The organism is Georgenia sp. (genome assembly GCF_054605595.1).
The window spans coordinates 1-24477 of sequence record NZ_JBTSDU010000035.1 but is presented as its reverse complement, the minus strand read 5'-3'; the positions used below and the strand labels follow the sequence as shown (position 1 = coordinate 24477).

Annotated in this window: 18 protein-coding genes; 11 read left to right on the top strand and 7 right to left on the bottom strand. The window is 71.0% G+C overall.

The annotated features are described in order from the left end of the window. Window positions 1-175: 175 nt before the first annotated feature. The 3 genes from ACYC1Z_RS06365 to ACYC1Z_RS06355 form a co-directional block, all read right to left on the bottom strand. A complete protein-coding gene (locus ACYC1Z_RS06365; protein ID WP_461408692.1) occupies window positions 176-1153 on the bottom strand; it encodes an LLM class flavin-dependent oxidoreductase in 978 nt (325 codons plus the stop codon). Between the two features lie 380 nt (window positions 1154-1533). Further along, complete coding sequence (locus tag ACYC1Z_RS06360; protein ID WP_461408691.1) at window positions 1534-2613, bottom strand: inositol-3-phosphate synthase; 1080 nt, start codon at window positions 2611-2613, stop codon at window positions 1534-1536. Beyond that, entirely contained in the window at window positions 2610-3284 is a 675-nt protein-coding gene (locus tag ACYC1Z_RS06355; RefSeq protein ID WP_461408690.1) for a PadR family transcriptional regulator, read from the bottom strand. The genes ACYC1Z_RS06360 and ACYC1Z_RS06355 overlap by 4 nt, the downstream gene beginning before the upstream one ends. A 761-nt stretch (window positions 3285-4045) precedes the next feature. Between ACYC1Z_RS06355 and ACYC1Z_RS06350 the strand changes: the two genes are divergently transcribed. From ACYC1Z_RS06350 to rplI, 5 genes are all read left to right on the top strand, one after another. Continuing rightward, entirely contained in the window at window positions 4046-6277 is a 2232-nt protein-coding gene (locus tag ACYC1Z_RS06350) for a transglycosylase domain-containing protein (RefSeq protein WP_461408689.1), read from the top strand. Between the two features lie 212 nt (window positions 6278-6489). Beyond that, window positions 6490-6780, top strand: a complete 291-nt coding sequence (gene rpsF, locus ACYC1Z_RS06345) for a 30S ribosomal protein S6 (protein WP_461408688.1) — start codon at window positions 6490-6492, stop codon at window positions 6778-6780. Window positions 6781-6818: 38 nt separating this feature from the next. Next, a complete protein-coding gene (locus tag ACYC1Z_RS06340) occupies window positions 6819-7370 on the top strand; it encodes a single-stranded DNA-binding protein (RefSeq protein WP_461408687.1) in 552 nt (183 codons plus the stop codon). Between the two features lie 60 nt (window positions 7371-7430). Then, window positions 7431-7667 (top strand): 30S ribosomal protein S18, encoded by a 237-nt coding sequence (rpsR, locus tag ACYC1Z_RS06335; RefSeq protein ID WP_461408686.1) that lies wholly within the window; start codon window positions 7431-7433, stop codon window positions 7665-7667. A gap of 16 nt (window positions 7668-7683) precedes the next feature. Beyond that, window positions 7684-8133, top strand: a complete 450-nt coding sequence (gene rplI, locus ACYC1Z_RS06330; RefSeq protein ID WP_461408685.1) for a 50S ribosomal protein L9 — start codon at window positions 7684-7686, stop codon at window positions 8131-8133. Between the two features lie 158 nt (window positions 8134-8291). Here the strand turns inward: rplI and ACYC1Z_RS06325 are convergent, their stop codons facing one another. Further along, on the bottom strand, window positions 8292-10784 hold the full coding sequence (locus ACYC1Z_RS06325; protein ID WP_461408684.1) for a beta-glucosidase family protein: 2493 nt from the start codon (window positions 10782-10784) through the stop codon (window positions 8292-8294). A gap of 243 nt (window positions 10785-11027) precedes the next feature. Next, a complete protein-coding gene (locus ACYC1Z_RS06320; protein ID WP_461408683.1) occupies window positions 11028-12419 on the bottom strand; it encodes an MATE family efflux transporter in 1392 nt (463 codons plus the stop codon). Between the two features lie 300 nt (window positions 12420-12719). Here ACYC1Z_RS06320 and ACYC1Z_RS06315 point away from each other — a divergent pair, with 300 nt between their 5' ends. From ACYC1Z_RS06315 to ACYC1Z_RS06300, 4 genes are all read left to right on the top strand, one after another. Further along, window positions 12720-15785 carry a replicative DNA helicase gene (locus ACYC1Z_RS06315; protein ID WP_461408682.1) on the top strand — a complete coding sequence of 1022 codons (3066 nt, stop codon included), beginning with the start codon at window positions 12720-12722 and terminating at the stop codon, window positions 15783-15785. 364 nt (window positions 15786-16149) lie between these two features. Continuing rightward, on the top strand, window positions 16150-17694 hold the full coding sequence (locus tag ACYC1Z_RS06310; protein ID WP_461408681.1) for a Re/Si-specific NAD(P)(+) transhydrogenase subunit alpha: 1545 nt from the start codon (window positions 16150-16152) through the stop codon (window positions 17692-17694). A gap of 1 nt (window position 17695) precedes the next feature. After that, window positions 17696-19123, top strand: coding sequence for a Re/Si-specific NAD(P)(+) transhydrogenase subunit beta (pntB, locus tag ACYC1Z_RS06305; RefSeq protein WP_461408680.1), 1428 nt, complete (start codon window positions 17696-17698; stop codon window positions 19121-19123). 213 nt (window positions 19124-19336) lie between these two features. Continuing rightward, window positions 19337-21307, top strand: coding sequence for an NHL domain-containing thioredoxin family protein (locus ACYC1Z_RS06300; RefSeq protein ID WP_461408679.1), 1971 nt, complete (start codon window positions 19337-19339; stop codon window positions 21305-21307). Between the two features lie 67 nt (window positions 21308-21374). On the opposite strand, the gene ACYC1Z_RS06295 is transcribed toward ACYC1Z_RS06300, so the two are convergent. After that, the gene (locus tag ACYC1Z_RS06295; RefSeq protein WP_461408678.1) at window positions 21375-21593 is read right to left on the bottom strand and encodes a hypothetical protein; all 219 of its coding nucleotides are present in this window, start codon (window positions 21591-21593) and stop codon (window positions 21375-21377) included. A gap of 193 nt (window positions 21594-21786) precedes the next feature. On the opposite strand from ACYC1Z_RS06295, the gene ACYC1Z_RS06290 reads away from it, so the two are divergent. Together ACYC1Z_RS06290 and ACYC1Z_RS06285 are read left to right on the top strand one after the other, a co-directional pair. After that, window positions 21787-22038 carry a hypothetical protein gene (locus ACYC1Z_RS06290; protein ID WP_461408677.1) on the top strand — a complete coding sequence of 84 codons (252 nt, stop codon included), beginning with the start codon at window positions 21787-21789 and terminating at the stop codon, window positions 22036-22038. A gap of 80 nt (window positions 22039-22118) precedes the next feature. After that, a complete protein-coding gene (locus ACYC1Z_RS06285) occupies window positions 22119-23108 on the top strand; it encodes an LLM class flavin-dependent oxidoreductase (RefSeq protein WP_461408676.1) in 990 nt (329 codons plus the stop codon). A 231-nt stretch (window positions 23109-23339) separates the two neighbouring features. Here the strand turns inward: ACYC1Z_RS06285 and ACYC1Z_RS06280 are convergent, their stop codons facing one another. After that, a complete protein-coding gene (locus tag ACYC1Z_RS06280; protein ID WP_461408675.1) occupies window positions 23340-24299 on the bottom strand; it encodes an NAD(P)-dependent alcohol dehydrogenase in 960 nt (319 codons plus the stop codon). Window positions 24300-24477 lie beyond the last annotated feature (178 nt).

Genomic DNA, 24477 nt, shown 5'->3' with positions numbered 1-24477 from the left:
GCGAGCGGGGGGTCGTGCCTGTTGTGCTCCCCGCCCTCGTCGTGCCGGTCGATCGCGGCGCCGGGGCCGCCCGGGTCCTTGCCCGTCGGGTCGGCGAGACGACAGCGGGTGATCGTCACTTCGCGCGGGGTGTTGGCCGTCCGGGTCCTTCGGGTCCTTGCCCGTCGGCCACGGGTCACAGGACCCGAGCGAGCCCCTCGAGTGCCGCCATCGGGTCGGCTCCCAGCGGGAACATGGCTACGGAGGTCGCACCCGCGGTGAACAGGTCGTCGATCCGAGCTCGGACGGCCGCGGGAGTGCCGACCAGCGCGAGCCGGTCGACCCACTCCTCGGGAAGCGCCGCCGCGAACGCGCCGTCGTCCGGATGCTGCGCGGCCAGCACGCGCAAGTTCTCGGCGAAGGGCAGCGGTGCGATGTGGGACAACCAGTCGTCGCCCCGCAGCTGGACGACGCTGCTGAGCACGGTTCGCCGCGCCTCGGCCGGGTCGTCGGAGACGGCTGCGAGGTTGTACGTGACGATCTCGAAGTCGGGCGGGGCACCGTCGGGGCCGAGGCCCCGGAAGGTGGCGGCGAGGTATTCCGGACTGACCGGCTCGGCCAGCAGGACGCCGTCGGCAATCCGCCCGACGAGCGCCAGTGACTTCGGGCCGCGGACGCCGGCGAGCAGCGGCGGCACGACGGCGGGCGGTTGCTCGAGGCCGACGTCGCGGAGCTTGACGTAGCGCCCGTCCACGCTGACCCGGCCGCCACGCAGCAGCGTACGGACGTGCTCGAAGGTCTCCTCGAGCAGGCTGAGGGCGCTCGCGGGCCAAGCGCCCACCTGACGCATCCACGTCGGCAAGCCGTGCCCGAGCCCGATCCTCACCCGGCCGGGATAGAGGTTCGCCAGCGTCGCGATCTCCATCGCCAGGAACGCGGGGTTGCGCACGGCGGCCGGCAGTATGCCGGCACCCACGGTGATGTTCTCGGTGAGCGCCAGGACCGTCGCCATCTGGGTGAAGCCACCGGCGTATCCCAGGTCCTCCACCACCCACAGTTCGTCGAAGCCCAGCCTGTCGGCGCGCCGGGCGAACGGGTGCAGGCTCGCGGCCGGCAGGTCGCGCGGCATGACGACACCGACGGGGCGGCGCCGAGTCGGCGGGGTGGTGCTCACGAATGCTCCCATGCGGGATCGGAGATCGAGGGCGCGAGCGGGTCGGGTAGCCGGCTCCGGCACGAGTGGGCACGGGCGGTGCGCCCACGGCCGAGCGTACGGGAGGGCCGGCCGGGAGCGGATGTGGGAGGGCCGGCCGGGAGCGGATGTGGGAGGGCCGGCCGAGAGCGGATGTGGGAGGGCGGCCGAGGGTGGATGTGGGAGGGCCGGTCAGGGGCGGATGTGGGAGGGCCGGCCCGGGAGCAGATGGACGAAGGCCCCGCCACGGCGAACGTGACGGGGCCTTCGCTGGTGCTCAGCACCGGGCGCTGCGGGCTCGGTGCCTCGACGCTGCGCGCTCCGGGCGTGACGCCCTCGGATCCAGGTGCGACGCCTTGGGCTCAGCGCTCGACGTCGCCGGCGATGAACGCCTCGACCGAATCGCGCGCGCGGTCGTCGTTGCGCTGCTCGGGCGGGGACTTCATGAAGTAGCTCGCCGCGGAGAGCAGCGGGCCGCCGATGCCGCGGTCCATGGCGATCTTCGCCGCACGGACCGCGTCGATGACGATGCCGGCGGAGTTGGGGGAGTCCCAGACCTCGAGCTTGTACTCGAGGTTCAGCGGCACCTCGCCGAACGTGGTGCCCTCGAGGCGCACGTACGCCCACTTGCGGTCGTCGAGCCACGCGATGTAGTCCGACGGCCCGATGTGGACGTCGCGGGGGGCGAGCTTGCCGTGCATGTTCGACGTCACGGACTGCGTCTTGGAGATCTTCTTCGACTCCAGGCGATCGCGCTCGAGCATGTTCTTGAAGTCCATGTTGCCGCCGACGTTGAGCTGGTAGGTGCGGTCCAGCCGGACGCCGCGGTCCTCGAAGAGCTTCGCCAGCACGCGGTGCGTGATGGTGGCACCCACCTGGGACTTGATGTCGTCACCGACGATCGGCACGCCGGCGGCCGTGAACTTGTCGGCCCACTCCTTGGTGCCGGCGATGAACACTGGCAGGGCGTTGACGAAGCCGACGCCGGCGTCGATCGCGGCCTGGGCGTAGAACTTGGCGGCGTGCTCGGACCCGACGGGGAGGTAGCAGACCATGACATCGGCCGCAGTCTCGCGCAGGACTCCGACGACGTCCACGGGCTCCGCCGTGGACTCCTCGATGGTCTCGCGGTAGTACTTGCCCAGCCCGTCGAGCGTGTGGCCGCGCTGGACCTCCACACCGAGCGGCGGGACGTCGCAGATCTTGATCGTGTTGTTCTCGGAGGCGTTGATCGCCTCGGAGAGGTCGGATCCGACCTTCTTGCCGTCGACGTCGAATGCGGCGACGAACTCGATGTCGCGGACGTGGTAGTCGCCGAACTGGACGTGCATCAGGCCGGGGACGGTGCTCTCGGGGTCGGCGTCGGCGTAGAAGTGCACGCCCTGCACCAACGAGGACGCACAGTTCCCGACGCCGACGATGGCGACGCGGATAGCACTCATGCTTGCTCCTTGTTCGTTCGATCTTCTTCAATGGCTGCGGCGGCGTCGGCGACGTCCCCGTGGGTGGCGGCACGCGGGGCGGGCGGTGCCGCCGTGGTTGCGAGCCGGGTGTAGTCGAGCGCGCCGGCCGTGCCACGCTCGGTGTCGATGACCTGCTCGAGCCACTCCACCTCGCGCTGGGCCTGGTCGAGACCGTGTCGAGCGAGTTCGGCCGTGTAGGAGTCCATCCGGCGTGAGGTGCGGCCGAGGGACTGCCGCAGGTTCTCCATCCGCTCGACCATGCGGGCGTGCCGACCCTCGAGGATGCGCAGGCGGGTCGTGGCGTCCGTGCTCGCGAAGAGCGTGAACCGGACGTCGAACGCGGCGTCGTCCGTCCAGGCGGTGGACCCGGCCGAGGCGAGCGAACCGTTGAGGTGGGCGATCCCCGCGTCCGTGATGCCGTAGACGATCCGGGCCCGTCGCCCGCTGGTCACCGTGGCGGACGGTTCGTGCGCGGCGATCAGACCCCGTTCGGTCAGGGAGCGCAGCGCGGGATAGAGGGAGCCGTAGGACAGGGTCCGGAACGCCCCGAGGGCGGCGTTGAGCTGCTTGCGCAACTCGTAGCCATGCAGCGGGGTCTCGTGCAGGCGGCCGAGGATGGCCAGCTCCAGCACCTGTGCACGCGTGGCCATGGCCCACCTCCCTGCATCTTCGTGACTTGACCGCGACTCTTGTCGCAGCCACCCGCGCTATGAGACCGTTCAGCGCGGATAGCGACACAATATATCGTAACGATATATCGAACGATGCCGATCTTGGGTGGGGTACCGCCCGGAGCCGGCGCCAGATCCTCGTTGTGGCACCGCCCGTCATGGCGCGGTACGACGCCCCGGGACTCGCGTCACGGGCACCTCCCGGGCGTCTGACGCATACTGAAGGACGATCTGCCCGTGCGTCGGTCGGTCCGCGCGCTGATGGAGCGCCGGCCACCACGCCTCGGGTGCACTGCTCCCGACGCCGCGCGGACGCGCGGAAACGCGAAAGGCAGGGCCGCGTGGCTCGCAATCCTTCTTGGACCCCGACTGGGCGCCCGGCGTCCGGCTCCCGCGGCGCGAGCCCTGCCGGGCGACCGACTGGCACGCAGGGCGCGTCCGACCGAACCGGGCGGGGCGGTGCGGTCGCCCGCAGTGGCCCCGGGGTCGGCGGCGCTTCGGGTGGTACCCGGCGGAGCGCTTCGGGTGGTACGCGGCGGAGCGCAGCGGGTGGTGCCGGTCGGGGTGCCGGCGGCTCGGGCTCCGGGGGCGGTCGTGGGGGTTCCGGTGGTCGTGGGGGTTCCGGTGGTCGCCGTGGTTCCGGTGGTCGTGGCGGCGGGCGCCCGGCCAAGCGACGCGGCCTCATCGACTACCCGCGTTCCGGCAAGGGCGCGATCCGGCGCTGGCTGCCGAGCTGGCGCGTGGTGCTCGGCGTCGCGCTGACCGGCGTCGCGCTGGTCCTTGGCGCGTTCGTCCTCGCCTATGCGACCACCGAGGTGCCGAAGCCCAACGACTTCGCCCTCGCCGAGTCCACCACCGTCTACTACGCGGACGGCACGACACCGATGGGGTCCTTCTCGGAGATCGACCGTCAGGTCGTCTCGCTCGACACGCTGCCCGAGCACGTGAGCGGCGCCGTCATCGCCTCCGAGGACCGGCGGTTCTACGAGAACAACGGCGTCGATCCCAAGGGTCTCGTGCGCGCGGTGTGGAACAACATCCGCGGTCTGCCCACCCAGGGTGGCTCCACGCTGACGCAGCAGTACGTCGAGAACTACTACACAGGGAAGACGACCTCCTACCTCGGGAAGTTCAACGAGACGATCCTCGCGCTGAAGATCGACCGGTCGCAGACCAAGGAGCAGATCCTCGAGAACTACCTCAACACCATCTACTTCGGGCGCGGCGCGTACGGCATCGAGAAGGCCGCCCAGGCGTACTTCGACAAGCCCGCCGCGGAGCTGAGCATCTCCGAGTCCGCCCTGCTGGCCGGCATCATCCCCTCGCCCAGCGTCTGGGACCCGGCAGTCAGCCCCGACCGCGCCCAGCAGCGCTGGGAACGCGTCATCGGGCTGATGGGCGAGGAGGGCTGGATCACCGCGGCGGAGCGCGCCGCCGCCGTCTACCCCGAGGCCGTGCCCCCGAGCACGGACAACACCTACGGCGGGCCGGCCGGGTACCTGCTCAAGATGACCCGCGACGAGCTCGTCAACAAGGCCGGGATGACTGCGGACGAGATCGACATCCTCGGCCTGGACATCGTCACCACGATCGACCCCCGCGCCCAGGCCGCCGCGGAGCAGGCGGTCGCGGACCTGCCCGCGGACCGGCCGGAGAACAACCGCGTCGCCATCGTCTCGCTCAATCCGGCCGACGGCGGGATCGTCGCCCTCTACGGCGGACCGGACTTCGTCACCCAGTCGCGCAACGCGGCTACGCAGGACCGCGCCCAGGGCGGCTCGACGTTCAAGCCGTTCGCGCTCATCGCCGGCCTCGAGGCGGGCAAGAGCCTCTACGACACGTACTCGAGCCCGGCCGACCTGAAGATCGGCACCTGGGAGGTGCACAACTTCGACGACCGCAACCACGGCTCGGTGAACCTCATCGAGGCGACCGCCGACTCGATCAACACCGCGTACGCCCAACTCAACGAGGAGGTGGGCCCGGCGGCCACGCGCGACGTCGCGATCCGCGCCGGCGTCCCCGAGGACACCCCCGGGCTCACCGCCGACATCAGCAACGTACTCGGCCCGGCCTCGCCCCACGCCGTCGACATGGCCACGGTGTTCGCCACGTTCGCGGCCCAGGGCGTGCGGCACGAGGCGCACATCGTGGCGCAGGTGCGCGACTCCCAGGGCAACGTCGTCTACACGGGGGAGAACCCCGGTCGGCAGGTGTTCGAGGAGCGGCTCATCGCGGACGCCACCTACGCCATGGAGCAGGTGATCGACGGCGGCGGTGGTTCGGCGGCGGAGATCCCCGGCCGCCCGGCGGCCGGGAAGACGGGTACGTCAACCGGCCTGAGGTCCGCGAACTTCGGCGGGTTCGTCCCGCAGCTCGCGACCTACGTGAGCATGTTCCAGGTGGGGGCTGATGGCAGCGAGGAGTCGCTGACCGGTTTCGGCGACGTCCCCACCTACCTCATGGGCGGTGGCCAGTGGCCCGCCCGCATCTGGCAGGACTACATGGCCGCGGCCACCGAGGGTATGGAGGTCATCGATTTCCCCCCACCCTCCGAGCGGCCCAAGCCCAAGGACTCCGACCGTGACGGCATCCCCGACTACGCGGACCCCGACCTCATCGACTCCGACGGTGACGGGGTCGTGGATGCGCAGGACCCGGATCTGATGGATTCCGACGGTGACGGGGTCGTGGATGCGCAGGACCCGGACCTGGTCGATTCCGACGGTGACGGGACGCCGGATGCGCAGGACCCGGACCTGATGGATTCCGACGGTGACGGGACGCCGGATGCGCAGGACCCGGACCTGATGGATTCCGACGGTGACGGGGTCGTGGACGCGCAGGACTTCGCGCCGAACGACCCGGCGGTGACCACGGACCCGGCGACCACGGACACCGATGGTGACGGAACCATGGACGCGCTGGACCCCGCCCCGAACAACCCGAACGTCCCAGGACCGCCCGCGTAGTCCAGGGGCGAGCCCGGAGCCGGCTCCTTCGGGCGCCCCGTCCACAGACCCGGTGACCAGGGTCGCGTGTCGGCGTGTCCGCTGGCTACGGTAGAGTTCCCGGTTGGCCCTCACATTCACGCACCCGTGTGAGCACGGGGGCCGCCACGCATCAACCCTCCTGTCACGGAAGGACCGTGACCGCCTGAGTCCAGAGGAGGTGGGTACCAAGCATGCGTAGTTACGAACTGATGATCATCCTCGACCCCGAGACGGACGAGCGTACGGTCGCCCCGTCGCTCGACAAGTTCCTCGACGTCGACAAGACCGGAGGTGGCACCATCGAGAAGGTCGACATCTGGGGCAAGCGCCGCCTCGCGTACGACATCAAGAAGCGCTCCGAGGGCATCTACGCCGTCGTCGACATGAAGGCGACGTCGGAGCTCGCGCAGGAGCTGGACCGCCAGCTCGGCCTGAACGAGGTCGTCCTGCGCACCAAGCTCATGCGCCCCGACGCTCACTGAGCGTCCCCGCCAACCACCTGACTCCAGGGAGCACAGCAATGGCAGGAGAGACCGTCATCACCGTCGTGGGTAACCTCACCGCGGACCCCGAGCTGCGGTTCACCCCTTCGGGTGCCGCCGTGGCCAGCTTCACCGTGGCGTCGACGCCGCGGACGTTCGACCGCCAGACCAGCGAGTGGAAGGACGGGGACACCCTGTTCATGCGCTGTTCGGTCTGGCGCGACGCCGCGGAGAACGTTGCCGAGTCGCTGACCAAGGGCACCCGCGTCGTCGTCCAGGGCCGACTGGTCCAGCGTTCCTTCGAGACCCGCGAGGGCGAGAAGCGCACGGTCGTCGAGATGCAGGTCGATGAGGTCGCACCTTCCTTGCGGTACGCCACGGCCAAGGTCACGCGCTCGCAGCGCGGCGGCGGCGGCTTCGGTGGCGGCTCCGGCGGAGGCCAGGGTGGTTCCGGTGGCAAACAGGGCGGGTTCGCCGGTTCCGGCGCGCAGCAGGGTAGCGGCTACAACGCCCCCGGCGGCGGCCAGGCGGACGACCCCTGGGCAACGGGCGGCGGCTCGAGCGCGTTCAACGACGAGCCCCCCTTCTAAGTCAGCACTTCTCGCGTGAGCTCCCCGGGGCCCGCGCACCGATCATCAAGGAGCACCACCATGGCGAAGCCTGTTCTTCGCAAGCCCAAGAAGAAGGCCAATCCCCTCAAGTCGGCGAAGATCGAGAACGTCGACTACAAGGACACGGCGCTGCTGCGCAAGTTCATCTCCGACCGCGGCAAGATCCGGGCGCGTCGGGTGACCGGCGTATCCGTCCAGGAGCAGCGACTCATCGCGCGGGCCGTCAAGAACGCCCGCGAGATGGCTCTGCTGCCTTACTCGAGCTCGGCTCGCTGAGCCTAGGAGGCCACTCATGGCAAAGCTGATCCTGACCCACGAGGTCTCCAAGCTCGGCACCGCAGGCGACGTGGTCGAGGTCAAGGACGGGTTCGCCCGTAACTACCTCGTCCCCCGTGGTCTCGCCACGCGGTGGACCAAGGGCGGCCAGAAGCAGGTCGACCAGATCCAGGCCGCGCGCAAGTCCCGTTCGATCGCGACGATCGAGGAGGCCCGCGACATCCGCGACCGGCTCCAGGCCGCCGCGGTCACCGTCGCGGTGCGCTCCGGGCAGAACGGCCGTCTCTTCGGCGCCGTGACCACCTCGGACATCGCCGACGCCGTCAAGGCCGCCGGTGGCCCCGCGCTCGACCGCCGCAAGATCGAGGTCCCCACCCCGATCAAGTCGCTGGGCGAGCACAAGGTCCACGTGCGTCTGCACGACGACGTCCAGGCCACCGTCGAGGTCAAGGTCGTCCCGGCCTGACGCGACGCGTCCTGGTGTCGAACGGCCCGGTCCCCCCGCAGGGGGACCGGGCCGCTTCGTCATCTGGTCCCGGGGTCGGCGCGGGGCAGGGGCCCCGGGCGGGGGGGGCCGGGCGGCCCCGCCGTCGGCGACGCGGGACGGCGCTGCTCACGCCGAGGTCAGCGCGTGTGCCCGCGGGGGGTGCGGACGGTGATCGTGTCGGAGAGCGTGATCCGCCCGGCGGAGGCGCCGACGTGCACCTCGAACGGGCCGGTGGGTGTGGTCCACCGGTCTGCCTCCGTGTCCCACACCGACAGCGGGTGGTTGGTCGCGGCGGGGTCGATCGTGATCTCGACCCGCCGCTTCTCGCCCGGCAGCAGCTCGACCTTGTCGAACCCGACGAGGCGCTTGGGTGCGTCTCCCGCTGCGTCGGGCAGGCTGACGTAGACCTGCGGCACCTCAGCCCCCGCCACATCACCGGTGTTCTCCAGGAAGAACCGCACCTTCACCGGGTGCGTCCCGTCGGACTTCCGCGGTGTCACCGTGAGCCCGGAGATCTCGAAGTCCGTGTAGGAGAGCCCGTGGCCGAACGGGAACGCCACGCACGGGTTCGCGCCGTCCTCCGCCGGTGCGCAGTCGCCGCCGAGGTTCGCGTCGTACCAGCGGTAGCCGATGTCGCGGCCCTCGGTGTACTCCACGGTCTGCGCGCCGTCGACCATGTCGCCCGGGAACTGCCGGGTGCTGATGCTGTCCAGGAAGCCCCGGCCGGTGTAGGGGAAGGTGACGGGCGACTTCCCGGAGGGGTTGACCGCACCGAACAGCAGGTCGGCGACGATGTGGCCGTCCTCCTGGCCGGGGAACCACACCTCGAGGATGGCCGGGCCGGTATCTCCCACGAGGGCCGGGTCCATGGCCACGCCCGCGTTGTCCTTCAGGACCAGGGTGGCCTTCTCCGCCATCGTGGGGGAGGCGTCCATCACGGCCTTGATCATGGCCACGGTCTGGCTGTTCTTCGCCGCGTTGGTGCCGGCGACGGTGGCGATGGTGTTCGGCCGGTCGACGTACCAGTCGAGGTCGTCCCCGATGTCGACCCGCGTGCGGCCGCTGGTGTCGGTGAAGGTCGCCCGGTCGGCACCCTCCTCGGAGATGGTGCCGGCCATCATGACGACGGCGTCCGCCGCCCTGGCCTCGTCGAGCACGGCGTCGAAGCTGACCGGTTCGCCGTCGACGGTCGCGGAGGTGTTCTCGTCGTCGACGAGGATCAGACGGACGTCGGCGCCGGCGTTGCCGAGATTCGACAGGACGTTCTCGATGCCCTCCACCGGTGAGACGGTGTAGGTGGGGACGACGTCGGAGCTGCCACCGCCGGCGCCCATCGGCCGGCCGACCATGACACCGCCGGCCACCGCCTGCTGCGCGTAGACCTGGGAGGCCTTGCCGATCACGACGACGTCCTCGACGTCCGACGCGATGGGCAGTGCTCCGTTGTTCTGCAGCAGCACGGCACCCTGGGTGCCGATCTCGCGCGCCTTCTCACCGCCCGCGGCGTAGTCGATCGGCGTCTGGACGAGCGGCCGGTCGAAGATGCCGTACTTGAACATCTGGACGTAGCGCCGCTCGAGCGCGGTGTCGATGTCGGAGATCTGGATCTCCCCGGCGTCGAGGGCGGCCGTGAGGAGCTCGGGCGCCCACTGCTGCGGGGTCGGCATCATGAGGTCCATGCCGCCGAGCAGGGTGTTCACCGTCGACTTCGTCGCGAAGAAGTCGGATTGCACGTAGCCGTCGAAGCCCCACTGGCCGCGCAGGACGTCATTGAGGATGTAGTCGTTCTCGCACGAGGAGACACCGTTGACGTAGTTGTACGCGCACATGACGGAGGCGGCGTCGCCGTCCTTGACGGTCATCTCGAAGGGGAGCAGGTAGGTCTCGTGGAGGGTCCGCTCGTCGACGGTCTCCTGGATCGTCATCCGGTTCGTCTCCTGCTCGTTGGCGACGAAGTGCTTGGCCATGCCGATGAGGCCGTTGGCCTGCACCGCACGGATCTCCGCGACGGCCATCGTGCCGCTGAGGTACGGGTCCTCGCCGAAGTACTCGAAGTTGCGGCCGAGGATCGGCAGGCGGGCCATGTTCATGCCCGGCGCCTCGAACACGTGCAGCGCGAGGTTGTTCATCTCCGTCCCGATCACGTCCCCGAAGGTGCTGGCGACGGCGGGGTCGAACGAGGCGGCGACGGTCGTCGCCGAGGGGAGCGCGGTGGCCTTGGCGGAGGACGGGTGGGTGTACGCGGCGTACCACGGGACCGTCGGGTCGGTCGCGAGCGACGGGTCGACGCAGTCGTTCTGACCGACGCCCACGGGGCCGTTGGTGATGCGCAGGGTCGGGATGGCGAGCTCCTCGATCCCGGTGACGTGGCGGGCGCCGTAGCACTCCGGCAGGTCGGGGAGGATCTCAGGGAAGGCGCCGGTGAGCTGTTGGAGCTTCTGGTCGAGCGTCATCGCGTCGACCAGCAGGGCTGCCCGATCCTCGGGGGCGAGGGCCGTGTCCATCCACGGCAGGTCGGGGGTGTCGTCCACCCCGATGGAAGCCCCGGCGGCGGCGCCGGTGGTGCCGAGCACCAGGGGGAGGGCGGCGGTGAGGGCGAGGAGGGCGTGCATCCTCGGTCGTCTGGTCATCTGAGTCTCCTTGGGACGTCAGGACGTCAGGACGTCACGGGAGACCGGAGTCTTCCGCCCCCCGCGGTTGACGGCGCGGGCACCCCGGAGCGAGATCGGCCGCGGGGGCGGGCACCTGGCCAGCACTCTCCACCGGAAGCGGCGCACATCACGCCGGTTGCCAGAAGTTGCCACCGGCGCGTGCGGCGTCTCCGGGTCGGTCCGGCTGCCGCGGGCCGTCGGCCGGGGCGCCCGAGCCCGGAGCTACGCGCCCAGCACCATCCATGCCGTGCCTCGGGCGCGCAGCCCGGTGGTCACGGCCCGGGCGAGCATGAACGCGCCCCCGAAGGCAGCCCACAGCCACGCGAGCCCGACGACGCCGTCGGGCGCGTACGCCTGGACCAGCCAGGCGAGCGGGAGGTAGACGACGAGGGTGGCGAGCCCTGCCCAGGCGAGGTAGCGACCGTCGCCGGCGCCGATGAGGACGCCGTCGAGCATGTAGACCCAGCCCGCGATCGGCAGGCAGGCCCCGGAGACGGCGAGCCCGACGGCGGCGGCGAGGCGCACGTCGTCGTCGGCGGTGAACAGGGGGGCCAGCCACCAGCCGCCCGCGGCGAAGACCACGCCGATGAGCGCCCCAGCAGCCGTGCCCCACTGCAGGCAGCGGCGCATGACGGCGCGCATGTGCGCCACGTCGCCGGCGCCGAGGCCGCGCCCGACGAGGGCCTGGGCCGCGATGGCGAGGGCGTCGAGCCCGAAGGCGGCCAGGCTCCACGTGGCGTTGACCACCTGGTGTGCGGCGAGGGTGACCGCGCCGAGCGACGTCGCGGTGGCGACGGTGGCGAGGATCGCCAGCCGCAGCGAGAGCGTGCGCACCATCAGCGGTGTGCCCGTGCGGGCGGCTGACCAGATACCACCCCCGCGTGGCCGCAGGTCGACAGCCATGCCGCGAGCACCACGCAGCACGACCACGGCGAGGGTGAGCCCCATCCCGGTCTGGGCGACGGCGGTGCCCAGCCCGGACCCGGCGACGCCGAGCCCGAGGCCGTAGATGAACAGGGCATTGAGCCCGACGTTGGCCAGGGCGCCGACAACGGCGACGACGAACGGGGACCGGGTGTCGAGCAGCCCACGCAGGGTGCCGGTGGCGGCGAGCACGACGAGCATGCCCGGCAGGCCCGGGGCCGAGTAGCGCAGGTAGGCGATCGCGTGCGGGGCGACGGCGGGGGGTGCGCCCAGGGCGTGGACGACCCATGGGGCCGCGGCGAAGAGGGCGGCGGCGGTGCCGACGCCCAGGCCCAGGCCCAGCCACATCCCGTCCACACCGCCCGAGACCGCGCCGGCGCGGTCCCCTGCGCCCACGCGGCGGGAGACGGTCGCGGTGGTGGCGTAGGCCAGGAAGATGAAGACGCCGACGGCGGTGGTCAGGAGGGTGGACGACAGGGAGAGGCCGGCGAGCTCGGCGGTGCCGAGACGTCCGACCATCGCCGAGTCGATCAGGACGAACAGCGGCTCGGCGACGAGCGCGCCGAGAGCAGGGATCGCGAGCGCGAGGATCTGGCGGTCGAGCGCCCGGCCGGTGGGTGCGGTGGAGGAGGAAACCTCGCCCTCAGGTACCCGTGGAGGGTTGCCGCGGGGTTCGGGAGTGTCGTCCACTGATGTGCTTCCGTCCTTCTGTCCACAGCCTGTGCACGCCCCGGTGGCGATGATCTGGCGCGCTCGGGCCGAACACCACCGGTGTTGTCCACAAAGTTCTCCACCGACTGTGCACAAGCGGGTGGTCGGCGTCCACACATTGTCCACAGGAAGGGGCCGAGATGTGCACAGGCCTGGTTTCCTGGACGCGAGCCCGACGGCGTACGGTCACCCGGGCGCGAGCAAAGGTGCCCGCGTCGCCGTGTGGGTGGCGACCGATAGAACGGGACCAGGGGTTCGGTTCCGGCAGAAGGAGGTCGTGTGTCTCTCGTCGACGAGCAGGTCGTTGGTGGTCGGGAGTCGTTCGACCGGACGCCGCCGCAGGACGTGGCGGCCGAGCAGAGCGTCCTCGGCGGCATGCTGCTGTCCAAGGATGCCATCGCCGACGTCGTCGAGGAGCTGCGGGGCAACGATTTCTACCGACCCGCGCACGAGATGGTCTACGAGGCCATCCTCGACCTCTACGGTCGCGGCGAGCCGGCCGACGCCGTCACCGTCGCGGCGGAGCTGACCAAGCGCGGCGAGATCGCCCGCATCGGCGGCGCGCCCTATCTGCACACGCTGATCTCCTCGGTGCCCACGGCGGCCAACGCCGGGTTCTACGCCCGCATCGTGCGGGAGCAGGCGGTGCTGCGCCGCCTGGTCGAGGCGGGTACCCGCATCGTCCAGCTCGGGTACTCGACCGACGGCGGCGACGTCGACGAACTCGTCAACAGCGCCCAGGCCGAGGTCTACGCCGTCACCGAGCGGCGCACCAGCGAGGACTACGTGCCGCTGCGAGACACGATCAACCTCACGATGGAGGAGATCGAGCGCGCCGCGGACCGGGGCGAGGGCATGATCGGGGTGCCCACCGGGTTCGCGGACCTGGACTCGTTGACCAACGGTCTGCACCCCGGGCAGATGGTGATCATCGCGGCCAGGCCGGCGGTCGGCAAGGCGTTGGCGCTCGAGACCGTGCTGCCGACACCCACCGGCTGGACCACCATGGGTGAGGTCGAGGTCGGCGACGAGCTCATCGCGGCCGACGGCACTCCGACGAAGGTGGTCGCAGCCACCGAGATCATGGTGGGTCGGCCCTGCTACGAGATCACCTTCGACGACGGCACGAGCATCATCGCCGACGCCGAGCACCAGTGGCTCACCCAGTTCCTCCCGGACGGGACGACGGCGGTTCGTACATCGCGCCAGGTCGCCGACACCGTGCTCGGGGGCGGCGGGAAGCCCGCGCACGTCGTCTCGACGGAGGATCGGAGATGGACGATCACGGCTGCGGCGGCCGTGGGGTCCGTGCCCGTGCGGTGCGTGCAGATCGCCCACCCGAGCCACCTGTACCTCGCGTCGCGGTCGATGATCCCCACCCACAACTCGACGCTGGCGCTGGACATCTGCCGGTCGGCGTCGATCAAGCACAACCAGACGTCGGTCATCTTCTCCCTGGAGATGGGTCGCACGGAACTGACGATGCGGCTGCTGTCGGCGGAGGCGCAGGTGCCGCTGCAGAACATGCGTAAAGGCACGATGCGTGAGGAGGACTGGACCCGGATGGCCACGGCCATGAGCCGGGTCTCCGAGGCGCCGCTGTACATCGACGACAGCCCCAACATGTCTCTCATGGAGATCCGGGCGAAGTGCCGCCGCCTCAAGCAGAAGTACGACCTCAAGCTCGTGGTGGTCGACTACCTGCAGCTGATGAGCTCGGGCAAGAAGGTCGAGTCCCGACAGCAGGAGGTCTCGGAGTTCTCCCGTGCGCTCAAGCTGCTGGCCAAGGAGATCGAGGTGCCGGTGATCGCCGTCGCCCAGCTCAACCGTGGTCCGGAGCAGCGCACTGACAAGCGGCCGATGATGAGCGACCTCCGGGAGTCGGGCTGCCTGACCGCCGACACGCGCGTCATGCGTGCTGACACGGGCGCCGAGATCACCTTGGGCGAGCTCTTCGCCTCCGGCGCGAAGGGCGTGCCGGTCTGGGCTCTCGACGACCGCCTGAAGTACGTGCGCCGACACATCACCTCGGTCTTCACCACCGGGACCAAACCGGTCTTCCGGATGAAGATGGCCTCGGGCCGGGAGATCACCGCCACGGGCAACCACCCCTTCCTGACCTACGACGGGTGGACCGCGCTCGATGAGCTCGAAGCGGGCTCGCGGATCGGCGTACCGCGCCATGTCCCCGCCCCGGAGCAGGAAGCGCTCTGGGACGACCGTCGGGTCGTCATGCTCGCGCACCTGCTCGGCGACGGGTCGTTCCTCCACCCACAGCCGATCCGCTACGCCTCGATCGACGAGGAGGGCCTGGCCGCAGCCGGCGACACGGCGGGGGTCTTCGGCACCACACCCGTCCGGGACGAGTACGCAGTCGCGCGGTGCACCGGCTCCCGGCTCCCGGCGGCCGACCGCCTTGCCCGCGGTCAGCAGCACCCGTTCGCGCGGTGGCTCGACAGGGCGGGGCTCCTGGGGACGCGGGGCTACGAGAAGGTCGTCCCCGAGGAGGTGTTCCACCTCCCGAAGCGGCAGGTCGCGCTGTTCCTGCGACACCTGTGGGCGACCGACGGGTCGATCATGCTCACCCCGAACGGTCGTGGTGGCCGGGTGTGCTACGCGACGGCCTCGCGGCGGTTGGCCGACGACGTCGCCACCTTGCTCCTACGGTTCGGCATCGACGCACGCATCTCGGCCTCGACGAAGGCCGGCTCTCGTGCCGGCCACTCGGTGGAGATCTGTGGGCCGGAGGAGCAGCGCGTGTTCCTCGAGCGGATCGGGGTACACGGTGCGCGCGGAAAGACCGCGGCTGTTCTGCTCGAGCGCATCAAAGACATCAAGGTGAAGACGAACGCCGATACCGTGCCGCTGGAGGTCTGGCACGACGTGCGCCAGATCCTTGCCGACCAGGGGTCGGCCCACCGGGCCTTCCAGGCCGGGACCGGTACCCGGCGCGGCGGCGGCGCGCCCGCCGAGACTGCGCCATCGAGAGAGCGGCTGGGTCGCGTCGCGGCGGTGCTGGAGCGCGATGAGCTGGAGATCTTGGCGACCAACGACCTGTTGTGGGACCGGGTCGTCTCCATCGAGCCGGCGGGCGAGGAGGAGGTCTATGACGCCACGGTCGCAGGCAGTCACAACTTCATCGCCAACGGCATCGCGGTCCACAACAGTCTCGAGCAGGACGCGGACGTCGTGATCCTGCTGCACCGTGAGGACTCCTACGACAAGGAGTCCCCGCGCGCCGGCGAGGCCGACCTCATCGTGGCGAAGCACCGCAACGGGCCCACCGACACCGTGACCGTGGCGTTCCAGGGTCACTACTCGCGCTTCGTCGACATGGCGCGGTAGGCGGAGACGGTGCCATGGCGTCGTAGCAACAGTGCTGGTCGGTGCCGCTCAGCAGCGGAGCTCCCTGATGAGCACGGGGGCCGGTGCCCACCCCCGCAAGGTCGAGCGGACGACGCCGATCCACCTCGGGTACGCGCCCGTCCAGTTCGACGAGGCCGGCGGTGAGGACACCGCGCACACCGCCTCCCGCGGCACAAGGGGTAAAAGGTCCCAGATCGTGCTCCCACGGGCGCCTACCCTCATCCCAGGGCCCGGTACACCTGCGAGCGATGTCATCGCGGGCACTTACGGTCATCCTAGCGACGGCGCACGACAACCCCGAGGCTCCGTCGAGGAACGCGAAGGAGTCTTTATGGTCAGGCCGATGCGGATCGGGATCCCCCGGGAGTCCCTACCCGGCGAGACCCGGGTGGCTGCCACCCCCAAGACGGTGCCGGCGTTGGTCGGTCTCGGTTACGTCGTCGTCGTCGAACGCGGCGCGGGTGCGCTGGCGAACGCCACCGACGACGCCTACGAGGACGCCGGCGCCCTGATCGTCGACACCTCGGGCGTATGGTCCAGCGACGTCGTCCTGGCCGTGAACGAGCCCAACGACGCCGAGATCGCGGCGCTGCGACCAGGGTCGGTGCTCATCACGTTCCTGCGCCCGCGCCAGCACCCCGACCTGGTCGAGGCGCTCACCCGGCGCGGCGTGACCGCACTGTCGATGGACATGGTGCCCCGCATCAGCCGCGCCCAGTCCATGGACGCCCTCTCCTCGATGGCGAACATCTCCGGCTACCGGGCGGTGGTGGAGGCCTCGTACGTGTTCGGCCGGTTCTTCACCGGTCAGGTGACCGCCGCAGGCAAGGTGCCCCCGGCCAAGGTCCTGGTCGCGGGGACCGGCGTCGCCGGCCTGGCCGCGATCGGGGCGGCGAAGAACCTGGGCGCCATCGTGCGCGCGACGGACGTGCGCCCGGAGACGGCGGAGCAGGTCGAGTCCATGGGGGGCGAGTTCCTCCACGTGCGCGCCGCGGAGCAGCAGATCTCCACGGACGGCTACGCCACCGAGATGGGCGACGACTACAACGTGCGCGCCGCGGAGCTGTACGCCGAGCAGTGCCGCGAGGTCGACATCGTCGTCACCACGGCCGCCATCCCGGGCAAGGCCTCGCCGCGGCTGATCTCCGCCGAGATGGTCGCCACGATGAAGAACGGCTCCGTGATCGTGGACCTGGCCGCCGCCGGCGGCGGCAACTGCGAGCTGACCCGCCCGGGCGAGGCGTACACGACCGACAACGGTGTGACGATCATCGGCTACCTCGACCTGGCCGGGCGGCTGCCCGGGCAGGCCTCCCAGCTCTACGGCACCAACCTGGTCAACGCGCTCACCCTCATGACGCCCGGCAAGGACGGCGGGTTCGTCCTCGACCTCGACGACGAGATCGTGCGGACCATGACCGTCGCCCACGACGGACAGACGCTGTTCCCGCCGCCGCCGGTCCAGGTCTCCGTCGCCCCCGCACCCGCCGTGGCGGCCACCCCGGTGCCTGTCGCAGAGCCGGAGCCGGCCAAGGCGCCGCGCCCCTGGTACTACTCCTTCGGCCTCGTCGCCCTCGGGGCGGTGGCACTCATCGCGCTGCTGACGGCGTCCCCGCCCGCGCTCGTGCAACTCGTCGGGGTGTTCGTGCTCGCCATCGTGGTGGGGTACTACGTGGTCTGGAACGTCACCTCCGCCCTGCACACCCCGCTGATGAGCGTCACCAATGCCGTCAGTGGCATCATCATCGTCGGCGCGATCACGCAGCTGACGAGCGAGAACCTCGCGGTGCAGGTCATCTCGGCGGTGGCCGTGCTGCTCGCCAGCATCAACATCTTTGGTGGGTTCACCGTGACCCAGCGCATGCTCACCATGTTCCGGAAGGCGTGAAATGGCCAACTTCGTCAGCGCGACCTACATCGTCTCCGGCCTGCTGTTCATCTTCGCGCTCGCAGGCCTGAGCAGGTTCGAGACGTCCAGGCGGGGCAACGCCTTCGGTATCCTCGGGATGGTCCTGGCCGTGACCGCCACCATCGTCAGCGTCCTCGACCCGGCCGACGGCGCGCCCTCCCTCAGCACCCGCGCCCTCGGCATGCTGCTGGTCGCCGTCCTCCTCGGCGCCGTCATCGGTGTCCGGAGGGCGACCAAGGTCGAGATGACCGGGATGCCGGAGTTGATCGCGTTGCTGCACAGCTTCGTGGGCCTGGCTGCCGTGCTGGTCGGTTACAACGCCTACCTCGAGGGCAACTCCGACACGTTCCACCTCAGCGAGGTCTACATCGGCATCTTCATCGGCGCCCTGACCCTCACCGGGTCGATCGTCGCCTGGGGGAAGCTCTCCGGGAAGTTCTCCTCGTCGCCGCTGATGCTGCCCGGGCGCAACTGGCTCAACCTCGGCGTCGTGGTCACCATCACCGCGCTCGCCTTCTGGTTCGTCCCCACCCACGCCGCGGCGCCGCTGGCCATCATGACCGTCCTGGCGCTGCTGCTCGGCATCCACCTGGTCGCCGCCATCGGCGGCGCGGACATGCCGGTGGTCATCTCGATGCTGAACTCCTACTCCGGCTGGGCGGCCGCCTTCAGCGGGTTCATGCTGGACAGCACGATCCTGATCGTCACCGGCGCTCTCGTGGGCTCCTCCGGTGCGATCCTGTCCTACATCATGGTCCGGGCGATGAACCGGTCGTTCGTGTCGGTGATCCTGGGCGGCTTCGGCGACACCGCGTCGACCGCGGCCCCGACCGAGGAGGGTGAGTACCGCGAGCTGAGCACGAGCGAGGTGGCCGAGGCGCTCGCCGGGGCACGCAGCGTCGTCATCGTCCCCGGCTACGGCATGGCCGTGGCGCAGGCGCAGTACCCCGTGGCCGAGCTCACCAAGAGGCTCCAGGCCGGCGGGGCGAACGTCCGCTTCGGCATCCACCCCGTCGCCGGGCGTCTGCCTGGGCACATGAACGTGCTGCTCGCCGAGGCGAACGTCTCCTACGACGTCGTGCTGGAGATGGACGAGATCAACGACGACCTCGCCAGCACCGACGTCGTCCTGGTCATCGGCGCCAACGACACCGTCAACCCGTCCGCGATGGAGCCCGGATCGCCGATCTCCGGGATGCCGGTGCTGCACGTGTGGGACGCCGGACTGGTCGTGGTGTTCAAGCGGAGCATGAACCCCGGGTATGCCGGCGTGCAGAACCCGCTGTTCTTCAAGGACAACACGGCCATGTGCTTCGGCGACGCGAAGACGAGTGTGGAGGCGGTGCTCGGCGCGCTGCCCGCAGCCCCCGAGGTCGGCCGTCCCAACCGTGCGACGGTGGGTGTCTGACGAACCGGCGCCCTGGGTGCTGACGTGACGCCGGCGGGCTGATGCCCGCCGGCGTCACGCGTGCCCGCGATCAGGCGATGGTCGCTCCGGGCCAGACGCTCGTCCGTGCGTCCGGTGTCACCGGCGTCGCCCGCCGCGTCGCGCGGGGGTGAATCGTGAGACGGCGGCAGTTCGGGAACGCGCCGCCGGCGCCCGTGATGAGACCCTCGGTCCATGACGACGAACCAGACCCGACCCGCTCGCGTCCGCGCCGCCGAGCTCGTCGGGCGCGGCTGGCTGAACACGGCCGGGCAGGACGTCACGCTCGCGGACCTGCGCGGCAAGATCGTCGTCCTCGACTTCTGGACCTTCTGCTGCGTCAACTGCCTGCACGTCCTCGACGAGCTGCGCGAGCTCGAGGAGCGTCACCGTGACGTCCTCGTGATCATCGGTGTCCACTCCCCGAAGTTCGTCCACGAGGCCGACCCCGACGCCCTTGTCGCCGCCGTCGAGCGCTACGGCGTCGCCCACCCCGTGCTCGACGACCCGCAGCTGGTCACCTGGGACGCCTACACCGCGCGCGCCTGGCCGACGCTCGTCGTCGTCGACCCGGTGGGCTACATCGTCGCCACGATGGCGGGCGAGGGGCACGCCGCCAACCTCGAGCTCCTCGTCGGGCAGCTGGTCACCGAGCACGAGGCGGCGGGCACGCTCCACCGCGGCGACGGTCCGTACGTCGCCTCCGAGCCGGTCCCCTCCACGTTGCGTTTCCCCGCCAAAGTGGTTGAGCTGCCCGGCGGGAACCTCCTCGTCGCCGACGCCGGGCATCACCAGCTCACCGAGTTGGCGCCCGACGGCGAGACGCTCATTCGCCGTATCGGCACCGGGGAGCGCGGCCGCACCGACGGCGCCGCCGACGTCGCCCGCTTCAGCGAGCCCAACGGCCTCACCCTCGTCCCCACCGAACTGCGGGACCGCCTCGGCTACGACGTCGTCGTGGCCGACACCGTCAACCACCTCCTCCGCGGGGTGCGCCTCGTCGACGGGACCGTCACCACGCTCGCCGGAACCGGCGCCCAGTTCATGGTCGGCGGCCCGGACAACGGTACGGGCACCGACCCTCGCGCCCTGCGGCTCAGCTCGCCGTGGGACGTCACCTGGTCCGAGGCCGCCGGGGCGTTCGTCGTCGCCATGGCCGGCAACCACACGCTGTGGGCGTTCGACCCGGTCGCCGGCGAGCTCCGCCACCTCGCCGGCACCACGAACGAGGGCCTCCTCGACGGTGGCGCGCAGGAGGCCTGGTTCGCCCAGCCCTCCGGCCTGGTCGCTGACGGCGACGGCGCGATCTGGCTTGCCGATGCCGAGACCTCCGCCCTGCGCCGGCTCACCGTCACCCACGATGACGCCCGGGTGCGCAGCGTCGTGGGTCATGGGCTCTTCGAGTTCGGCCACCGCGACGGGGCGGCGGACCAGGCCCTCCTGCAGCACCCCCTCGGCGTGGCGGTGCTGCCCGACGGCACCATCGCGGTCGCCGACACCTACAACGGCGCCGTCCGCGTCTACGATCCCGCCGACGCCGAGCTCTCCACGCTGGCGACCGACCTGGCCGAGCCCTCCGGCCTGATCGTGGTCGGGGAGCAGCTCGTCGTCGTCGAGTCCGCTGCCCACCGCCTCACCCGCCTCGCCCTCGGTGGGCGCGGGCACCGCCACGACGGCGCGGCCCACCGCACCCGCCGGGCCGTCACCGAGGTCGCCCCGACGTTCACGCTGCGCGTGGTCTTCACCCCGCCGGCGGGGCAGAAGCGCGACGACCGGTTCGGGCCGTCGACCCAGGTCTCCGTATCCCTCTCCGGGCCGGGCGAGCTGCTCGAGGGCTCCGGGACCGGGACCGACCTCGAGCGAGTCATCACACTCGGTGCCGGCGCCAGCGCCGCCGCGGGCACTGATGCAGGTGTTGGCCCTGGTGCGGGCCTGGCCACTGGCACGGCCGCCCGCGGGGCCGCCGGGGCCGGTGCGGGCACTGATGCAGGTGTTGGCCCTGGTGCCGGCGAGACCGTCCTGTCCGTCACCGCCCGCGCGGCCTCCTGCGACGCCGATCCCGCCGTGAAGTTCCCGGCCTGCCACCTCGCGGCCCAGGACTGGGGCATCCCTGTGCGGGTGACCGAGGGCGGGCTCACCGAGCTCGTGCTACCCCTGCACGGCTGAGGGACTCCGCGCTGCCACCCCGGCGTCGAACAGGCCCTACTGCTCCGTTCTGGCCGAATGTGGAGCATCAGGACCTGTTCGGCGAATGGCGGCGGGGTTGGGGCGCGGGGGAGGCCTCGCCGAGGTCGTCGATGAGCGCGGCCTCGACGAGGTCCGTCATGACCGTGCGGTCGATGCCCAGGTGCACGGCGAGCGTGAACTGGCCGGGTGGGTCACCGCGGACCACGGTGCTGAGGATCTGGTAGCCGCGCCGGCCGTGCGGCAGGTCGCCGAGCCCGTCGCTCATCGAGGTGGAGCATGAGGTGCGCAGCACCACGCCGAGCCACCAGTCGAACTCGCCGCCGTCGCGTTGGGACGTGGTCAGGGGTCGTGCTCAGGGCGGAACACCGGGCACGGCCGTGCGGTTGAACAGCATGTCCCATCTGCAAAGCGTCTGTTCGACAGCCTGTCGGGCGGCATCCTCGACGGCAGGAGCGAAGGTGGTGGAACATGGCCGGACCATCGGCATCCGCGGTGCCGGCCGCGTCGGCACCGCCGTCGCGCGCCAGGCCCCGTGCACCGGGTACGACGCCCGCACCGGCACCGCCCGCGACCCGGCCGACGTCGGCCTGGCCGTCGAGGTCATGGCCCCGAGGCGTACGGGCACGGTCGCCCGGCACCGTCGCCCTCTCCCTCCCGCACGTCCGCGCCCCCTCGAGGCGGCCCTGACGCTGGAGCCGGCGCACCCCTGACCGGCGCGCCTTCCGACAGGTCGCCGGCCCGCCCACCACCGGCCCGGCCGACCCCACACCCACAACCCCGAGAAGGAACCATGACGGACTACGGACACGACCTGATCCTCGGGTCCTTCATCACCCCGAGCAACGCCGACCCCGCCCGCGTCGTCGCACTCGCGCAGGCCTCCGAGGCGGCCGGCCTGGACCTGGTGACGTTCCAGGACCACCCGTACCAGCCCGGGTTCCTCGACACGTGGACCCTGCTGAGCTATGTCGCCGCCAGCACCGAACACATCCACCTCTCCGGCAACGTCCTGAACCTGCCGCTGCGTCCGCCGGCTGTGCTGGCCCGCTCGGCCGCAAGCGTGGACCTCCTCTCCGGCGGCCGGTTCGAACTCGGCCTGGGAGCCGGTGGGTTCTGGGACGCCATCGAGGCCATGGGCGGGCGGCGCCGCACCCCCGGCCAGAGCGTCGACGCACTCAGCGAGGCGATCGACATCATGCGCGGCATCTGGGACGCGACGAACCCGCAGCGCTTCGTCGTCGACGGTACGTACTACCGGGTCGACGGCGCGAAGCGGGGCCCGGCGCCCGCGCACGAGATCCCCATCTGGCTCGGCGCCTACAAGCCACGCATGCTTCGTCTCATCGGGCGCAAGGCCGACGGGTGGCTGCCTTCGCTCGCCTACCTGAAGTCGCTGCAGGAGCTCACCGAGGCCAACGAGATCATCGACGCCGCCGCCACCAAGGCCGGGCGCGACCCACGGGCGGTGCGCCGCCTGCTCAACATCGGCGGCCAGTTCACCGACCAGGCCGGCGAACGGCTGCTGGTGGGCCCGCCCGAGCAGTGGGTCGACCAGCTCGCCCGGCTCACCCTCGAGCATGGCGTGAGCGCCTTCATCCTCATGGGCGACGACGCCGCCACGCTCACCGTGTTCGGCCAGGAGGTGGCCCCCGCTCTGCGTGAGCTCGTCGCCGTCGAGCGCGGCACGACCGGCGGTGGCCCGGCCGGCGGTGGCCCGGCCGGCGGGGGCCCGGCCGGCGGTGGCCCGGCGGTCGGTGGCCCGTCCACCCCAGGCCACTGATCAGCCATCGCGCACGGCATCGACCCCGGCCTCGTCCCGCGGCCGCGGAACAAGGAGGTCGCGACCGACCTCGCCGTCGCCCGCACCCGGCCGAGCACATCACCTACGTGAAAACTTCGACAGGATAGTCAGTCCGAAGTTTTCACGTAGGGCACCCGGTAGCCAAAGTCTTCACCTGGGCCACCCGATCGGAACCCCGCATGCCACCCGCTGCGACACGCTCGCCAGCACCTACCGAGGCATGCGCACGATCGGCTTGATGACCTCGCCGGACCTCGAGGCAGCCGGCGCCCGCTCGATCCGTTCGAAGTCGTAGAACCGCACGAGCTTGTCGAACGGGAAGCGGCCCTGCTGGTACAGCTCGGCCAATGCGGGGATGAACCGGCCCGTGCGGCCGGCGCCGCCGAGGATCCCGATCACGCGCTTGCCCCAGAGCGTGCTGAGGTGGTCGAGGCTGAAGCTCGCGCCGACGGGCGCACCACCGACGAGCACGAGGGTGCCGAGCATGCCCACGCACTGCGCCGCGGTCTCGATGACGGCGATGACACCGGTGCAGTCATAGGCGAAGTCGGCGGCGCCGCCGGGGATCCGGGCAACCTCGGCGACGACGTCGGTGTTCCCCGAGTTGATCGTGTGCGCGGCGCCGAGCTCCATGGCCAGCGTTAGCCGGTTGTCGTGGTGGTCGACGGCGATGATCGTCGTCGCGGGGGTGTTCCGAGCGGCCATGATCGTGGCGAGGTCGACGGCGCCCGCCCCGAAGATGACGAGCGAGGAGCCCGGGCCCGGCCGGGTCTCGTTCAGCGCGGCGCCGGCACCGGTGCCGATGCCGCAGCCGAGGGTCCCGAGCAGCTCCAGCGGCACCCCGGCCGGCGCCTCGACCACCCCGTCCGCCGTCACGATCGAGTAGGTCGCGAACGAGGACTGGCCGAAGAAGTGGCCGTTGAGCTCCCCGCCACCCGGGCGGCTGTAGGCGGTCGTGCCGGCCGTCTCGCCCTTGAACCGGCGGCCCGAGACGAGCGCTGCACCGCTGCGGAGGCAGTACCGCGGCTGGCCGTCCAGGCAGTTGGTGCACACCCCGCACGAGGGCCAGCCGATGACGACCTCGTCGCCCGGCGCGACGTCCTCGACGCCGGGGCCGACCTTCTCGACGACGCCGGCTCCCTCGTGCCCCAGCACGCTCGGGAACGGCATCGGCATGTCCCCGTGCGGGGCACGGCAACCAGTCGTGCCGGTCTCGACCCTCGACCTTCACCCCGGGCGCAGGCCATGTCGATGAAGCGCTCCGCCACCCGCCGGCGTGCGCCCCGGTAACGACGGCCGCGGCGGCGCGTCAGGCCATGTCGATGAAGCGCTCCGCCACCCGCCGGCG

What these genes read in the sequence shown, in the direction of transcription:
- ACYC1Z_RS06360 (WP_461408691.1), bottom strand. Translation starts at nt 2,613, where the DNA reads ATGAGTGCTATCCGCGTCGCCATCGTCGGCGTCGGGAACTGTGCGTCC.
- ACYC1Z_RS06355 (WP_461408690.1), bottom strand. Translation starts at nt 3,284, where the DNA reads ATGGCCACGCGTGCACAGGTGCTGGAGCTGGCCATCCTCGGCCGCCTG.
- rpsF (WP_461408688.1), top strand. Translation starts at nt 6,490, where the DNA reads ATGCGTAGTTACGAACTGATGATCATCCTCGACCCCGAGACGGACGAG.
- ACYC1Z_RS06340 (WP_461408687.1), top strand. Translation starts at nt 6,819, where the DNA reads ATGGCAGGAGAGACCGTCATCACCGTCGTGGGTAACCTCACCGCGGAC.
- rpsR (WP_461408686.1), top strand. Translation starts at nt 7,431, where the DNA reads ATGGCGAAGCCTGTTCTTCGCAAGCCCAAGAAGAAGGCCAATCCCCTC.
- rplI (WP_461408685.1), top strand. Translation starts at nt 7,684, where the DNA reads ATGGCAAAGCTGATCCTGACCCACGAGGTCTCCAAGCTCGGCACCGCA.
- ACYC1Z_RS06325 (WP_461408684.1), bottom strand. Translation starts at nt 10,784, where the DNA reads ATGACCAGACGACCGAGGATGCACGCCCTCCTCGCCCTCACCGCCGCC.
- ACYC1Z_RS06310 (WP_461408681.1), top strand. Translation starts at nt 16,150, where the DNA reads ATGCGGATCGGGATCCCCCGGGAGTCCCTACCCGGCGAGACCCGGGTG.
- pntB (WP_461408680.1), top strand. Translation starts at nt 17,696, where the DNA reads ATGGCCAACTTCGTCAGCGCGACCTACATCGTCTCCGGCCTGCTGTTC.
- ACYC1Z_RS06300 (WP_461408679.1), top strand. Translation starts at nt 19,337, where the DNA reads ATGACGACGAACCAGACCCGACCCGCTCGCGTCCGCGCCGCCGAGCTC.
- ACYC1Z_RS06295 (WP_461408678.1), bottom strand. Translation starts at nt 21,593, where the DNA reads ATGAGCGACGGGCTCGGCGACCTGCCGCACGGCCGGCGCGGCTACCAG.
- ACYC1Z_RS06285 (WP_461408676.1), top strand. Translation starts at nt 22,119, where the DNA reads ATGACGGACTACGGACACGACCTGATCCTCGGGTCCTTCATCACCCCG.
- ACYC1Z_RS06280 (WP_461408675.1), bottom strand. Translation starts at nt 24,299, where the DNA reads ATGCCGTTCCCGAGCGTGCTGGGGCACGAGGGAGCCGGCGTCGTCGAG.